This is a genomic window from Anaerostipes caccae L1-92 (assembly GCF_014467075.1).
Taxonomy (GTDB): Bacteria; Bacillota; Clostridia; order Lachnospirales; family Lachnospiraceae; genus Anaerostipes; species Anaerostipes caccae.
The window spans coordinates 2,569,525-2,584,585 of sequence record NZ_AP023027.1 but is presented as its reverse complement, the minus strand read 5'-3'; the positions used below and the strand labels follow the sequence as shown (position 1 = coordinate 2,584,585).

The following is a 15,061-nucleotide window of genomic DNA, read 5'->3' as shown; positions in this document are numbered from 1 at the left end:
CGGATCAAGTATAAAATAAAGAACGAATTTCGGAGGCTATGATGAAGAATTATGAATTGGTAAAAGAAGAACAGATTAAAGAACTGAATGGAACCGGGTATGTGTACCGCCACAAAAAGACAGGGGCCAGGGTTGTGGTAGTATCCAACGAAGATGACAACAAGGTATTCCAGATTGGATTTAAGACACCGCCGAAGGATGACACCGGAGTTCCTCATATCATGGAACACTCTGTACTCTGCGGTTCCAGGGAGTTTCCATTAAAAGACCCGTTTGTGGAACTGGTCAAAGGGTCCCTGAACACATTTTTGAATGCAATGACCTATCCGGATAAGACGGTATATCCGGTGGCAAGCTGCAATGACAAAGACTTTTTTAATCTGATGCATGTGTATTTAGATGCGGTATTTTACCCGAATATCTATACGAAACCCGAAATCTTAAAACAGGAGGGATGGCATCACTCTCTTGAATCAGAAGATGCGCCCGTAATCTACAACGGCGTCGTTTACAACGAAATGAAGGGTGTGTTCTCATCCCCGGACCAGCAGCTGGCGCGTCTGATCCAGAAGTCCCTGCTCTCAGACACTCCGTATGGATTTGAATCCGGAGGCGACCCGGAAGCGATCCCGGAACTCAGCTATGAGCAGTTTTTGGATTTCCACAGGACTTACTATCATCCGTCCAACAGCTATATTTATTTATACGGAGATATGGATGCGGAAAAGTACCTGACATTCATAGACGAACATTATCTGTCTGATTTTGAAAAGAAGCAGGTGGACACATCCTGGAAGCCCCAGGAAGCCTTTAAAGAAGTAAAGAGAGTGGAGGCAGTATATCCGGTCAGCGAGCAGGATGAGATACAGAACAAAACGTTTCTCTCCTATAATGCAGTGATAGGGACAAGTCTTGATAAAGAACTGTATATCGCATTTCAGATTCTTGACAGGGCACTGTTCTCTATGCAGGGCGCGCCGGTGAAAAAGGCTCTGATGGAAGCCGGGATCGGCAAGGACATCAGCAGTTCCTATGACAATGGGATCGAACAGCCTGTGTTTTCCGTGGTGGCCCAAGAGGCAGATGAGGAAAAAGAGGCAGACTTTGTGCGCATCATCGAGGACACCCTGCGTAAGATTTCTAAAGAGGGGATTCAGAGACGAAGCCTGGAATCTGCACTGAATTATTATGAGTTCCAGTATAAAGAGGCTAATTTCGGCAGATTTCCAAAGGGACTGATGTATGGACTTCAGATGTATGACAGCTGGCTCTATGACGATCATGAGCCGTTCATGCATATCAAGACCAACGATGTGTTTGAGTTTTTGAGAAAACAGCTGGACGGAAGTTATTTTACGGATTTGATTGAAACTTATCTTCTGTCCAATACACATAAATCCATTGTGGTGCTGAAGCCGGAGAGGGGCCTTCAGAGCCGGAAGGATCAAGAAACTGCGCAGAAGCTGAGAGAATATAAAGAAAGTCTTTCAAAAGAAGAGATCGGTAAGCTCGTTCAGGCTACAAAAGAGCTGAAAGAATATCAGGAGGCGGCAACTCCGAAAGAGGACATTGAAAAGATCCCGCTTCTGGATATTAAGGATATCAAGAAGGAGATCCGGCCTCTTTGCAATGAAGAAGTATCAGTGGACGGAGTTAAGGTGATCTGGCATCCATATTTTACAAATGGTATCTGCTATCTGAAGATCGTATTCGACATGTCAGAGGTTCCGGCAAGGCTCGTGCCTTATGTGTCTCTCATGTCAGAAGTATTCCGAAGCGTAGATACTAAGAAGCACAGCTACTTTGAGCTTGGAAATGAAATCGGTATTGAGACCGGAGGCATGGTGACGACGATGGACGTTCTGCCGGCCGGTGCTGAAGGTGTAAAAAGTTATTTTGTCATCAGGACAAAGTGTTTTTATGAAAATGCAAAAAAGGCATTTGAACTCATGGAAGAGATCCTGTTTGAGAGCAAACTGGAGGACAAGAAACGTCTGAAAGAGATCATCGGGCAGATTTACACTAATATGAAGACAGATCTTACACAAGCCGGACACAAAACGGCATCCAACCGCGCCATGTCCTATTTTTCTCCTTATGCAAGGTATAAAGAACAGATCCAGGGCGTTTCCATGTTTGAGTTTGTAAAGGACTGGTATGAATCCTTTGAGCAGGAGAGCGGAAAGATCATTGACAGCATGAAAGAGGCGTGCAGATATATTTTCCGGAAGGAACATATGATGGTGAGTTACACAGGAAAAGAAAAAGAACCGTCCTTTATGGAAGATGCGTTGCACAAGTTCTCAGCACGCATGTTTACCGGCGAATTAGCCAAAGAGGAGACAAAAATTCTTCCGGAGAAAAAGGAGGAAGGCTTCGCTACGGCGGGCGGTGTCCAGTATGTGGCCTGTGCAGGAAATTTTGCTGAGCAGGGTTATGAATATACGGGAGCCTTAAATGTTCTCCAGGTAATCTTTTCTTACGAGTATCTCTGGCTTAATATCCGTGTAAAAGGCGGAGCCTACGGATGCATGTGCAGCTTTATGCCTCAGGGAGACAGTATGTTTGTATCCTATCGGGACCCGAATCTCTTAGAGACTTACCAAGTCTACGAAAATGCGGCTGATTTTGTGGAGCATTTCGATATCGATGACCGTGACATGGTAAAATATATCATCGGAACGATCAGCAATATGGATACCCCGCTGGAGCCGGATGATCTGGGAGAGAGAAGCTTCCAGGCTTATCTTCTTGGAAGGACAGAAGAAGAACTTCAGAAGTACAGAGACCAGGTGCTGTCCTGCAGTCAGGAGACGATCCGTTCGCTGGCACCGTATGTGCGCTGTGTGGTGGATGCGGGGAATAATTGTACTATCGGAAATGAAGATAAACTGAGAGAAGCTGAGGATAAATTTAAAGAAATCAAACACGTATTTTAGGAAGGAATTTTATGAACACAGGAATGAAATCGGGATTTGTGACATTGATCGGCAGGCCAAATGTGGGGAAATCTACGCTGATGAACCAGCTGATTGGACAAAAGATCGCGATCACCTCGAAAAAACCCCAGACAACCAGGAACAGAATCCAGACCGTATTCACCGACGACAGGGGACAGATTGTATTTTTGGACACTCCGGGGATCAACAGGGCAAAGAACAAGCTCGGCGACTATATGCTGAAAGTCGCCGAGAGGACTCTTAACGAGGTGGATCTTATTTTATGGCTGGTGGAGCCGACTACCTTTATCGGAGGCGGAGAGCGCTATATCATCGAACAGCTGGGCAAGGTGAAGACCCCGGTTATCCTGGTGATCAACAAGACGGACACGGTGAAGGACGAAGAGATCTTAAAAGCGATCACCACCTACAAAGATGTATGTGAATTTGCAGAGATCATACCGGTTTCCGCGCTGAAGGGACAGAACACGGATGATGTCACAGACAGCATTTTCAAATACCTTCCGGAGGGGCCGATGTTTTTTGATGAAGATACAGTCACGGACCAGCCGGAGCGGCAGATCTGCGCGGAGCTGATCAGAGAGAAGGCGCTGCGTCTTCTGGATCAGGAAATTCCGCATGGGATTGCGGTAGTCATCGACTCCATGAAAGAGAGAAGACACGGCCATATCATCGATATTGATGCGATGATCGTGTGCGAGAGAGACTCTCATAAAGGAATCATCATCGGAAAACAGGGCAGTATGTTAAAGAAGATCGGAAGCCAGGCCCGGATGGAGATGGAAAACCTTCTGGATATCAAAGTGAATCTTCAGCTGTGGGTGAAAGTGAAAAAGGACTGGCGTGACAGTGACATGCTTCTCAAAAATTACGGGTACAACAAGAAAGAAGTATAAAAAATGGGTCAGGAGATCAAAGTAACCGGTCTGGTACTGAACGCCGGAAATATCGGAGAATTTGATAAGAGAGTCACGCTTCTCACAAAGGAACGAGGAAGGATCACGGCGTTTGCGAGAGGGGCGAAAAAAGCCACCAGTCCATATGCCGCGGCCTGTCAGCCTCTGACATTCGGAGAGTTTTCACTGTATGAAGGAAGAAGCTCCTTTAATCTCATGTGGGCAGATGTAGGCCATTATTTTGAGGGCGTCAAGGAAGATCTTCTTTTGGTTTCCTATGGCAGTTATTTTTGTGAATTTGCATCTTATCTTACAAGAGAAAACAATGATGAAAAAGAGATTCTGAAGCTTCTTTACCTGAGTCTTAGAGCACTTGAAAAAAAGACCATAGATCCGAAGCTCATACGCAGAGTGTTTGAAATTAAACTCATGGCTCTCTACGGACAGGGAATGGAAGTCTTTTGCTGTACACAGTGCGGCAGCACAGAGGACCTCAGCTGTTTTGACAGCAGTGCGGGAGGGATTCTCTGCTCAAACTGCAGAAAATCCGGAGGAAGAGCGGTACATATATCCGGATCTGCGGTATATACGCTTCAGTTTATTTTAAGCAGTCCCCCGGAGAAGCTGTATACGTTCAGGGTTTCTAAGGAAGTTTTGAAGGAACTTGATTCTGTCAGCGAGTCATTTTTAAAACAGTATGTCAGCCATCATTTCAAGTCTCTGGATTTTTTGGAACTGCTTTGACTTTTTTAGCTTATCTCTTGAAAAAAGAGGGGTTACACGCTACAATAGAACAGATTATAGGAAATGAAGAAACGGTGAGGTAGAAACAATATGGAATTAACAATGGAGAAAATCGTAAATTTAGCAAAAGCCAGAGGTTTTGTGTACAGCGGATCTGAGATTTACGGCGGATTGGCAAATACATGGGATTATGGAAATCTTGGCGTGGAGCTTAAAAACAATGTAAAAAAAGCATGGTGGAAGAAATTTATTCAGGAAAGCCCGTATAATGTAGGTGTGGACTGTGCGATACTTATGAATCCGCAGACCTGGGTTGCTTCCGGACATCTGGGCGGGTTTTCCGACCCTTTGATGGACTGTAAAGAGTGCCACGAACGTTTCCGCGCAGATAAGATCATCGAAGATTATATGGATGAACACGGCATGGAGATTGAGGGCGGCTCTGTGGACGGATGGACCAAAGAAGAGATGGTGGATTTTATCAATGATCATGACATCGTATGCCCGTCCTGCGGAAAGAAAAATTTTACGGATATCCGTGAGTTCAACCTGATGTTCAAGACATTCCAGGGTGTGACAGAAGATGCGAAAAATACAGTTTACCTGCGGCCGGAAACAGCTCAGGGTATTTTCGTCAACTTTAAAAATGTGCAGAGGACATCCAGGAAGAAGATCCCGTTCGGTATCGGACAGGTCGGAAAATCTTTCAGAAACGAGATCACTCCTGGAAACTTTACGTTCCGTACAAGAGAGTTTGAGCAGATGGAGCTGGAATTTTTCTGTGAGCCGGATACAGACCTTGAGTGGTTTGCTTACTGGAAAGATTTCTGTATCAACTGGTTAAAGACACTGGGCATCACCGATGACCAGATGAGAGTCCGTGACCATGGAAAAGAAGAACTGTCTTTCTACTCCAAGGCAACTTCAGATATCGAGTTTTTATTCCCATTCGGATGGGGAGAGCTGTGGGGAATTGCTGACCGTACAGACTATGACCTGACACAGCATCAGAATACTTCAGGGGAAGATCTGACTTACTTTGACGATGAAAAGAAAGAGCGCTACATTCCATATGTAATCGAGCCGTCTCTTGGAGCCGACCGTGTGACCCTTGCGTTCTTATGTGCCGCTTATGATGAAGAAGAACTGGAAGGCGGAGACAAACGTACCGTTCTTCGTTTCCATCCGGCTATCGCACCGGTGAAGATCGGGGTGCTTCCTCTGTCCAAGAAATTAGCTGAGGGGGCAGGGAAAGTTTATGAGACGCTTGCGAAATACTACAACTGTGAGTACGATGAGCGCGGAAATATCGGAAAGAGATACAGAAGACAGGACGAGATCGGAACACCGTTCTGTGTGACATACGATTTCGATTCTGAAGAAGACGGAGCAGTAACCGTCAGAGACCGTGATACAATGGAACAGGAACGGGTGAAGATCGAAGATCTGAAAGAATACTTTGAGAAGAAATTTGACTATTAAAAACTATCAAATAATTGGACCGGCGGGATTTGTTATCCAGCCGGTTTTTCTATTCTGTCAATATGGATTCTGCACGATCATGCAGGAATCAACTTACATGGATTTTTGATACGCCAGACGTTCACTGCCGTCGTTCAGACAGATGATCCCACAGTATGAGAAACCATTTTTTTTGAGCAGATTCTGCATGACCTTGTTGTCACGGTGGGTATCGATCTTTAAATTTCCGCACTGTTCCAGAGCCCAGGAAAGACAAAAAGAAGCGCATCCTTTCTGTGTTGTTTTGGAAGCAAGTCTGTGTACAACACCGTAAGGGCTTTCATTTCTCCATTTACCGTCATAAATTTTTTTATAAGAAAAATCTTGCCCCATTTTATAAAAAAAGACAGCTTGTATTTGTTCGTTTTCTATGCATACATAACTATTTCCAGCTTCTATATCCATGCGGATCATGGACTCTTCCGGATAATGTTCTCCACATTGATCCGGGTTTCCGTGCTGTTTCATAAATAGCCTGGCACCAGAATAGAGAGCCATGATTTCATTCAGCTGTTCGATTCTGGATTTCTGGATTTTCATCATAGATTCCTTTCCCTTTAAAAAGTAATAAATTTGGTTTTGTGTATCTTTTGATGCAGACAAATCATGGGGATGAATTTATAATTCTAGATACAGTCCGGCCGGTTCAAAGAGTTTCCAGCGAACAGTATTCCGTTAGTGCAGGCAGATCCCTGATCTCTATCTGTTTCCGGCGGGTGAGAATAATTTCCTGCTCCCGGAGCTGTGAAAGACCGCGGGTTACATGGATACGACTGATTCCAAGAAGATCGGAAAGATCATCCTGCGTCATGTCGATGTACAGATCCGGATGATCCGTCTCGTTTCCTGTGAGCAGGTAAAGCAGATTGCACAGGCGGGTTAAGGAACTGTTGTATTCCTGATGTGCTGTTTCATAGAGCAGACGATTTACATACGTGGAATACCAATCTACAATATTGGCGCTCAGCTGAGGATTTGTCTCAAACATCTGCCGGAATTGCTCTTTTGTAAATTCCAGAACGTTCATATCCGAAACGGCTGTAGTTATGAGAGATTGTTCAATTTTATAGTCATGCTGGTGATAACCAGGGAACACGGTACCCTCCCCGTGGAAGGATATAATTTTCCTGTGGCCGTTTTCGTGTTCCATATAGTTTTGGGCAGCGCCTGAGATTATGTAATGAATTCTTTGGAAGGGTTCGCCGCTCTCCCACAGAAATTCACCCTTTCGAAAGAAACGTTTTTTATGAGGCTGAGTGAGAAAGTAACTGTAAAACTGTTTGAAATCATTGGCAAAAAAGTACCGAGGGGTAAGCATACGAAGACCTCCTTTTGCTCAAAGTGGTTTTTTTATTTTAACACTTTTTTGCTAATGTATCAAAAATGATTGATGAGTCAAAAGGAAGGAGATTAAAAAATGAAAAAAGTAAAAATTACAGTCCTGAGAACCATGTTTAATGAGGACCTGGCTGCCGAGTACGGTACAGAAGGGCTTGCAGCATGTCCTTTTCACAGGGAGGGTCAAGTGTTTTACGCCGACTATGCAAAACCGGAAGGACTCTGCGATGAGGCATGGAAGGCTATTTACCAGTATGTATTTGCACTGGCCCATGGAGCGGGAAATGAAGTGTTCTATTACGGAGACTGGATCAGAAAGCCGGGCACTGCCATATGCAGCTGCAATGACGGGCTGCGCCCGGTAATCTTTAAGCTGGAGACGACACAAGAGGAAGAGTGACATTTTCCACATGATTTCCGTTCGGCTCTTAGAATGCCTCACTCTAATCATGTGGAAAATGGACATAAATTTTATAGGAGAAGCATCCATCGAACAAAGGGGGCTATCCAACGATTGTTTTCTATTCTTCTTTTATTTTGGCGATCTCTTTAGCCATTTTTTTCTTCATAGTGAGATTACTCTGGCGTGCGATCATGATCCGCTGTGCCTGCGGTGACCCGGCACCGTGCATGGATTCTGTACGGTATCCGACGGCTGCGCTTCCAAGAGTCAGATTTTCAATCAGCCTCATGATGCGAAGTCTGTTTTCTGTGGAGACGCCTGACACTCCGTGGAGATACTTTTCAACATAAGCGCCCAGCTTCGGATCTTTCAGATCTTTTTCGGAAGGAGCGGTAACCATCAGACCTCCTGCGATATCTTCTGCAAGACGTGCGATTTCATATGGAAAGCGGGTAACATTCTGTTTACATACATTGGCCAGAAGCAGATCGATCAGATAGTTTCCGGATCTGGTGGCCGCACCTTCGGCAGAACATGCGATGCCGCAGCAGTACAGGGTTTCGTTTAAATGGGTCATTTCGATCAGCTTGTCTTTTACATGGGAGGCACGTCCCGCTCCATTGTATTCTGCTGCAGCTGCAGACGCACCGATCAGGACATCACCAACACCAACTTTACATCCGCCGTAGGACTGTCTGTGGTATCCGGCAAAACGCTCCACCAGAACCCCGGCAAAATCATATTCCCCATTTAAGAAAATACGGTCGTTTGGCACAAAGACATTATCAAACACAACCAGAGCTTCCATTCCTCCGTATTCGGAATTTCCTACATCCATTTGAGAGCCTTCTAATTTTCTTGTATCACAGGACTGTCGTCCGACAATCATAAAAATGCCATCAGAGTCTGTCGGCACTGTAAAAGAAACTGCATAGTCTTTGTCATCTTCGCCCATGGCAATGGTAGGCATGACCAACACTTCATGTGAGTTGATAATGCCGGTTTGATGAGCTTTGGCTCCACGGACGACGATCCCGTCAGGCCGGCGTTCCACGACATGCAGAAAAAGGTCAGGATCAGCCTGAGCATGAGGAGCAAGGGAGCGGTCACCTTTTGGATCTGTCATGGCGCCGTCAGTGGTCAGATCCTTTTCCTGTGCATATTTTAAGAAGTTTTTAAAGTTTTCGTGGTAGCTGGTGCCGTATTTTTCATCCACCTCATATGTAGTACTGTAAACTGCATTAAACGCATCCATACCTACACAGCGCTGGAAACAGGCAGCGGTTTTTTGGCCGCACAGCCTCTGCATCTTCACTTTTTTAATCAAATCCCCGGCACTTTGATGGATATGGGTAAAGCGGTTGATCTTTTCTCCTGTTTCAGAAGATACTGCAGTCATCAGATCCTCATATTCCGGCATCTGTGCCAGGTCATAAGTCGCTTTTACAGAATTCAGGGACGGCCTTAAAATCGGATTATCCACCGGATGTTCAATTTTTTCCCCAAACATATAAACCTGAAGATTCAGTTTACTCATGCTTTCCACGTATTCGTTTCCTGTCATTAAAGCCATACGATCTTACCTTCCTTTCATAAACGGCGGAAGCTTTCTGCTCCCGAAAATAAGTTTGACATAAGAGTATTAAGCAAAACGTGTGCCAAGTTTTTGGGAAAACTGAAAAGCTATCGCTGGGTATATATCTGACGGAGATTATGTCTGTTTTTCTGTAAGCTAACATATTTTTATGTTCAAGAAATGGAACGAAAAACAGTGATTATTTTATTTTTGGAACAATCGTTGGGAGATTGTGCATAAAAGCAGGAGATGCCGGTTGGCATGGTATTTGCTATATATAAATATCAGGAGGTGATTGTGATGTTAAGGGAAATAGAGAAGGTGCTGGAAGAAGATGTGCGTCCATATTTGCTCGAACATGAAGGAAATGTCCGGATATCAGAATATAAAGAAGGTATTTTGAAAGTCCGCCTGACAGGACAGTGCTGCGGATGTCCATCCGCAGCACTGACAACCGAAGAATTGATTGCAGAAGCGGTGAAAAAGAAAATACCTGAGGTAAAGGATGTAGTGCTGGTGAATGAGGTAAGTGATGACCTTATCGAAATGGCAAAAAAACTGATGAGCCATTCGGGAAAGCAGGGGGTGCCATGCGGATAGGGATAAAACACTGTCTGTTCCATATATGAAACAAATGAGCCGCGTAAACTTGGACGAAACTGCCCGGTGTGTTAAAATAAAACCAACGAATGATTCTTTTGAGAGAAGGAGAGAGAATGGACGGGAAGCAGGAAAAACCTCAGATTTTTTCAAATGTACAGGAAGCCAGTGAGCGGCTGGATGCTATCATTGAGAATTCCTTCGATGGCATTTATATCACGGACGGCAGGGCAAACACAATCAAAGTCAACCGGGCATATGAGACGATCACCGGACTTGACAGAGCAGATATGCTCGGGAAAAACATGGAGGAACTGGAGCGCGGGAATGTAATTTCCGTGTCCGGTTCTCTTATGGCTATCAGGGAAAAAAGAGTGGTGACCCTGGAGCAGGAGTTTAAGACAGGAAAAAAGGCGGTCATAACAAGCAGCCCGATCTGCGACAAGGAAGGGCAGATCATCATGGTCGTCACAAATGTAAGGGACCTGACTGAGATTTATCATCTGAGAGAAGAAATGGGAAGGAAAAAACAGGAGGAAGAAAAACTCCGGCAGAAGCTCCTGCACGTCCAGGGGGAACTTTTCGGCAGCCGTATGGTGGCCCAGGATAAAAATACCCTGGATGCCTTGTTCTGGGCAGACAAAGTATCCGGGCTGGATGCAACGGTCATGCTGCTTGGGGAGACCGGAGTCGGAAAGGAAGAGTTCGCGAGATATATTTATCAGAACAGCAGGCGGAAAGACGGAAGTTTTATCAAAGTTAACTGCGGTGCAATTCCTCCCAATCTGTTGGAAAGTGAATTGTTCGGATATGAAAAGGGAGCATTCACGGGCGCCAGTAAAAACGGAAAGCTCGGTCTGTTTGAACTGGCAGATAAAGGAACCATTTTTCTCGATGAGATCGGGGAACTGCCGTTTGATATGCAGGTCAAGTTCCTGCGGGTTCTGCAGGAGCAGGAGGTGGAACGCATCGGAGGGAGCAGGCCGGTAAAGATCGATGTGAGAATTGTTGCGGCCACAAACCGGAATCTGGAAGAAATGGTGAAACAAAAAGCATTCAGGGAAGACCTGTTTTACCGTCTGATGGTATTTCCGATCCACATCCCGCCTTTGAGAGAGAGAAGAAAAGACATAGAGCCGCTTGCCAGGCTCTTTTTGGGACAGCTCAATAAGAAATACGGATTTCGGAAGGAATTTACGTTTGAGGCTTTGGAACTGCTGAAGGAATACCGATGGCCGGGGAATATCAGGGAATTGAAAAATCTGGTTGAGAGGGCTGTGATCATCAGCAATGAGGACCTGATCGGACCGGAGAGTATCCCTGTAGAGACAGGGGAAAGAACACTTAAAGCAAAAAAACGGAAAAAAGAAAAGAGTACATCCATCGACCTGAAATCTGAACTTCACAGAATTGAACTTCAGTATATGGAACAGGCTTATAAAACATTTGGAAATGTGAGGGATGCAGCATTAAGCCTGGGGATGACAGCGCCGACCTTTGTGAGGAAACGGAAACAATATGCCGAAGAAAACAAATACCAGGTTCCCAATAGAAAAGCTGATTGAATGGGGTCTAATCGATATACGGGTAGAAGAGAATCAACGGTCGGTTGTCCGCTGGGGGAAGATCTTTTTATTATCCTAAGAAATTTGTAATATTTTCTGCATAGTTTTATCATACTTTTCTGGTATACTAAATCATATCAGGCAACAGGAAGGGAGAAACTATGAGAAAATTGGTATTCAATAAAAAGTTTTTGGCCGCAGTGGGGATTGTTCTGGCAGTGGGCGGATGCTTTTTTGTAAAGGGAAGGATGAATACAAAAGCTGCGGATGACAGCATTTTTGTTCAGAATATGAGCGTTCAGTACAAACAGTGCGAGGGAACTTCCAAAGAAATTCTGGAAGAAGATATCGACGAACATATCTCAGAGGAGATTATGGCGCTGGAGGAAAAGGGACATACCTACGAGATCGGCGAGGCCTTGTCTGCCAAAGACAGTGAGTTTATCCCGGTGATCAAGCAGATCAACGATGAGACTGCATATGAGGCCATCGGCGGAATCACAGTGAAAAATAAGAACTATGTCGTAAAGGTCAAATCGGCTCAGAAGATTACTGAGGAAGATGTGGAGAACGCACTGGAGGCGGTAAAGGACCAGTTAAACTAAATACAACATCAAAGATTTATACGAAGCACAGAGGAATTCCTTTTTAGCCGGGCGGCAGGAAGTTTTTCTCTGTGCTTTGTTTTATTGCCCGTATTCAGGCTCATATGTTATGATAAAATAAAATCAGCAGGAGGAGATTTATATGATTTTAATTAAAAACGGAAGAGTCATGGACCCGGAAACCGGATTTGATAAAGTGACTGATCTTGTTCTTTCCGGTGGAAAGATTAAAAGTATAGGAGATACAGAAACAGCAGATTTTGAGCAGATCATAGATGCAGAAGGTATGGTTGTGGCTCCTGGTCTGATCGATGTCCATGTGCATTTCAGAGACCCTGGATTTACACACAAAGAAGATATGCAGACCGGGAGCCGGGCGGCCCTTCACGGAGGTGTCACCACGGTGGTTTGTATGGCAAATACAAAGCCTGTGGTGGACAGCACGGAGATTCTGGATGATATTCTGAAACGGGCACAGAAACTGCCGGTCCGGCTTGTCCAGACTGCGGCGGTATCCAAAGGATTTAAAGGGAAAGAACTCGTTAACATGGAGGTGCTGAAAGCCCATGGGGCATTGGGATTTACAGATGACGGTCTTCCGCTCATGGACGAAGAGATCGTCCGCAGGGCTATGGAGACTGCGGCAAAACTTGATGTTCCGGTCAGTCTTCACGAGGAAGATCCGAAATATATTAAGCGCCCGGGAGTCAATGCCGGAAAGGTTGCCGAACAGCTTGAGTACGGCGGGGCTTCTGACGAAGCGGAGGCGGTGATGGTAGAGAGAGACTGCCGGCTGGCGCTGGAAACCGGGGCATCTGTGGATATCCAGCATATCAGTTCTGCCAAAGCCGTTGATCTTGTAAAGGATGCCAAAGCGAAAGGTGCTCATGTGACAGCGGAAGCTGCACCCCATCATTTTACGCTGACAGAAGAGGATGTTCTCACTTACGGCTCCCTGGCCAAGATGAATCCGCCGCTCAGGACAAAAAAAGACAGAGAGAGGATTATCGAGGGACTGAAGGAAGGCACCATAGAGATCATCGCCACAGACCATGCGCCTCACTCTGAAGAAGAAAAGGCAGCAGGCCTTGAAAAGGCACCGAGCGGTATTACCGGACTGGAAACTTCTCTGGGACTTGGTATTACAAAACTGGTAAGGGAAGGACATTTAACTTTGATGGAACTCCTGGAAAAAATGACGGTCAATCCCGCAAAACTTTATCACCTGGAACAGGGAAGAATACAGGAGGGAAAACCGGCAGATTTGGTTCTGTTTAAAGAGGACGAGGAGTATATTGTAGAGAAGTTTTATTCCAAGGCCTCAAACTCACCGTTCAAAGGCTGGAAACTTTTCGGCAAGATTTATTACACAATCTGTAAAGGGAATGTTTACGATCTGTCACAAGATTAAAAACTTCATGTTAATGTCATAGTTCTGAGATATCTGCATGATATAATGATACTATAAACAAATTTCTGACTGATCATATAAAGCCGCTTTGACAGGGCAGATACGAAGGAGGGGTGTCTTATGAAAAGATACGGTATCTGTTTTACAAGTATCATTGTAGCTGTTGTTCTGTGTGCAGAACTCATCGGATTTCCGGTATCTGTTTCTGCCAATGAGCCTGAGAGTGCGGGAAATATCTCAGCGGACGTAAAAATAAAAAGAAGTGCTAAAGCGTCCGGAATGAATGAAGAAAATATGGAAGCGGGCCGGTTCGCCAGTATGGATGAGGCTTCCATGTATATGATGTACGGAGACGGCATGTATACTTTTACCCAGTCCTATTTAAGAGACCACAGTGACAGACTGGTCGAACTCAGGGTGAAGGAAGCGGGAAGTCTGATCCTTGTATCTTTTCAGGAAGAAGACAACGCACAGATGCCGTCTCTCCTGGATGGTCAGAAGCAGCCTGTGGGACAGCGGATACCGGATGGGGCCGTGAAACTTAAAGCAGAACCGGGAACCTATTATGTGAGGCTGCCGAAAGACTTTACCACGGTTTTTATCGCACCGTTTGTCATCAAAGATAACCCGCGTAAGCTATCCAATGAGGTTTCCTACATTCAGAGCGGACAGGGAAAATACACGTATCACTCCTTTACCATGGCAAAACGGGGGACAGCGGATATCACAGCATCTCCGATCGTGAAACAGAAAACTCCGGTTGTATTTTACGTCCAGAGAAGAGAAGACGGACGCTGGAAGAATATAGGACGGCAGCAGAAGTCTTATTTTACCAGTGATACAGGAACAGTTGTCTATGGACTGAAGAGGGGAACCTACCGGATTGCAGCAAAGGCAGACATAAAACAGGGATATTCACTCTGTGTGATCAAGACATTTATCCCGGCAAAGTATAAGACGAAGAAAACAAAAGCAAAGACGTTAAAAAGATTTCGGGAACAGTATGATTTGTATACAGTAACAGAAAGAGCGTCCAGATGGTACCGAATTTCAGTTCCGAAGAAACGGAAAAAGATATCAATGGAAGCAGAAACTTATATGAACTCTGGAAAGATCAGGTTTACTGTCTATAAAAAGGGCAGAAAAAAGCCTGTAAAATCTCTGACTTTGTCAGGAGAAAAGGTCAAGCGGTTCAGTTTTAAGGGCAGCAAAGGCACTTATTATATAAAGGTCGCAAAATCAGGAAGACAGACAAATGGGTCTTATTGGCTGTATCAGTATTGATCTGAGAATAAGAAGGAAAAAAAAGAATCTATGAGCTGATCCATAGGTTCTTTTTTGTTTTTTTTCATAAAAGTAAAATACCGATATGTTTTCTGTGAAGTTTTACTCAGATTTAACATAACCTGTCTTTTGAATTTTACATTGGACAAGTAAGATAT

General features: G+C 44.8%; 13 protein-coding genes. 10 read left to right on the top strand and 3 right to left on the bottom strand.

Translation table 11 applies throughout. The features are described 5' to 3' along the window. Positions 1 to 38: 38 nt before the first annotated feature. From ANCC_RS12625 to ANCC_RS12610, 4 genes are all read left to right on the top strand, one after another. Positions 39 to 2,939, top strand: a complete 2,901-nt coding sequence (locus ANCC_RS12625; RefSeq protein WP_006568065.1) for an insulinase family protein — start codon at positions 39 to 41, stop codon at positions 2,937 to 2,939. An 11-nt stretch (positions 2,940 to 2,950) separates the two neighbouring features. Next, on the top strand, positions 2,951 to 3,856 hold the full coding sequence (gene era, locus ANCC_RS12620; RefSeq protein WP_006568066.1) for a GTPase Era: 906 nt from the start codon (positions 2,951 to 2,953) through the stop codon (positions 3,854 to 3,856). A gap of 3 nt (positions 3,857 to 3,859) precedes the next feature. Next, entirely contained in the window at positions 3,860 to 4,600 is a 741-nt protein-coding gene (recO, locus tag ANCC_RS12615) for a DNA repair protein RecO (protein WP_006568067.1), read from the top strand. A gap of 90 nt (positions 4,601 to 4,690) precedes the next feature. Beyond that, a complete protein-coding gene (locus tag ANCC_RS12610) occupies positions 4,691 to 6,082 on the top strand; it encodes a glycine--tRNA ligase (RefSeq protein WP_006568068.1) in 1,392 nt (463 codons plus the stop codon). A 93-nt stretch (positions 6,083 to 6,175) separates the two neighbouring features. Here ANCC_RS12610 and ANCC_RS12605 read toward each other — a convergent pair whose 3' ends face one another. Beyond that, complete coding sequence (locus ANCC_RS12605) at positions 6,176 to 6,664, bottom strand: hypothetical protein (protein ID WP_330601630.1); 489 nt, start codon at positions 6,662 to 6,664, stop codon at positions 6,176 to 6,178. Positions 6,665 to 6,767: 103 nt separating this feature from the next. Further along, positions 6,768 to 7,439 carry a Crp/Fnr family transcriptional regulator gene (locus ANCC_RS12600; protein WP_006568071.1) on the bottom strand — a complete coding sequence of 224 codons (672 nt, stop codon included), beginning with the start codon at positions 7,437 to 7,439 and terminating at the stop codon, positions 6,768 to 6,770. Positions 7,440 to 7,538: 99 nt separating this feature from the next. Here ANCC_RS12600 and ANCC_RS12595 point away from each other — a divergent pair, with 99 nt between their 5' ends. Continuing rightward, the gene (locus ANCC_RS12595; RefSeq protein WP_006568072.1) at positions 7,539 to 7,859 is read left to right on the top strand and encodes a TIGR04076 family protein; all 321 of its coding nucleotides are present in this window, start codon (positions 7,539 to 7,541) and stop codon (positions 7,857 to 7,859) included. A gap of 121 nt (positions 7,860 to 7,980) precedes the next feature. Here ANCC_RS12595 and ANCC_RS12590 read toward each other — a convergent pair whose 3' ends face one another. Further along, positions 7,981 to 9,435, bottom strand: coding sequence for a 4-hydroxyphenylacetate 3-hydroxylase family protein (locus ANCC_RS12590; RefSeq protein ID WP_156340279.1), 1,455 nt, complete (start codon positions 9,433 to 9,435; stop codon positions 7,981 to 7,983). Between the two features lie 303 nt (positions 9,436 to 9,738). Between ANCC_RS12590 and ANCC_RS12585 the strand changes: the two genes are divergently transcribed. From ANCC_RS12585 to ANCC_RS12565, 5 genes are all read left to right on the top strand, one after another. Continuing rightward, complete coding sequence (locus ANCC_RS12585) at positions 9,739 to 10,038, top strand: NifU family protein (RefSeq protein ID WP_039946889.1); 300 nt, start codon at positions 9,739 to 9,741, stop codon at positions 10,036 to 10,038. A gap of 116 nt (positions 10,039 to 10,154) precedes the next feature. After that, a complete protein-coding gene (locus ANCC_RS12580) occupies positions 10,155 to 11,603 on the top strand; it encodes a sigma-54 interaction domain-containing protein (protein ID WP_039946884.1) in 1,449 nt (482 codons plus the stop codon). A gap of 161 nt (positions 11,604 to 11,764) precedes the next feature. Beyond that, positions 11,765 to 12,208 (top strand): hypothetical protein, encoded by a 444-nt coding sequence (locus ANCC_RS12575; protein ID WP_006568076.1) that lies wholly within the window; start codon positions 11,765 to 11,767, stop codon positions 12,206 to 12,208. A gap of 142 nt (positions 12,209 to 12,350) precedes the next feature. Then, the gene (locus ANCC_RS12570; RefSeq protein ID WP_006568077.1) at positions 12,351 to 13,619 is read left to right on the top strand and encodes a dihydroorotase; all 1,269 of its coding nucleotides are present in this window, start codon (positions 12,351 to 12,353) and stop codon (positions 13,617 to 13,619) included. A 120-nt stretch (positions 13,620 to 13,739) separates the two neighbouring features. Then, positions 13,740 to 14,903, top strand: a complete 1,164-nt coding sequence (locus tag ANCC_RS12565; protein ID WP_006568078.1) for a hypothetical protein — start codon at positions 13,740 to 13,742, stop codon at positions 14,901 to 14,903. Positions 14,904 to 15,061: the final 158 nt, after the last annotated feature.

Coding starts and splice junctions, on each gene's coding strand:
- ANCC_RS12565 (WP_006568078.1), top strand. CDS start 13,740: ATGAAAAGATACGGTATCTGTTTTACAAGTATCATTGTAGCTGTTGTT.
- ANCC_RS12590 (WP_156340279.1), bottom strand. CDS start 9,435: ATGGCTTTAATGACAGGAAACGAATACGTGGAAAGCATGAGTAAACTG.
- recO (WP_006568067.1), top strand. CDS start 3,860: ATGGGTCAGGAGATCAAAGTAACCGGTCTGGTACTGAACGCCGGAAAT.
- era (WP_006568066.1), top strand. CDS start 2,951: ATGAACACAGGAATGAAATCGGGATTTGTGACATTGATCGGCAGGCCA.
- ANCC_RS12585 (WP_039946889.1), top strand. CDS start 9,739: ATGTTAAGGGAAATAGAGAAGGTGCTGGAAGAAGATGTGCGTCCATAT.
- ANCC_RS12610 (WP_006568068.1), top strand. CDS start 4,691: ATGGAATTAACAATGGAGAAAATCGTAAATTTAGCAAAAGCCAGAGGT.
- ANCC_RS12605 (WP_330601630.1), bottom strand. CDS start 6,664: ATGATGAAAATCCAGAAATCCAGAATCGAACAGCTGAATGAAATCATG.
- ANCC_RS12575 (WP_006568076.1), top strand. CDS start 11,765: ATGAGAAAATTGGTATTCAATAAAAAGTTTTTGGCCGCAGTGGGGATT.
- ANCC_RS12595 (WP_006568072.1), top strand. CDS start 7,539: ATGAAAAAAGTAAAAATTACAGTCCTGAGAACCATGTTTAATGAGGAC.
- ANCC_RS12600 (WP_006568071.1), bottom strand. CDS start 7,439: ATGCTTACCCCTCGGTACTTTTTTGCCAATGATTTCAAACAGTTTTAC.
- ANCC_RS12580 (WP_039946884.1), top strand. CDS start 10,155: ATGGACGGGAAGCAGGAAAAACCTCAGATTTTTTCAAATGTACAGGAA.
- ANCC_RS12625 (WP_006568065.1), top strand. CDS start 39: ATGATGAAGAATTATGAATTGGTAAAAGAAGAACAGATTAAAGAACTG.
- ANCC_RS12570 (WP_006568077.1), top strand. CDS start 12,351: ATGATTTTAATTAAAAACGGAAGAGTCATGGACCCGGAAACCGGATTT.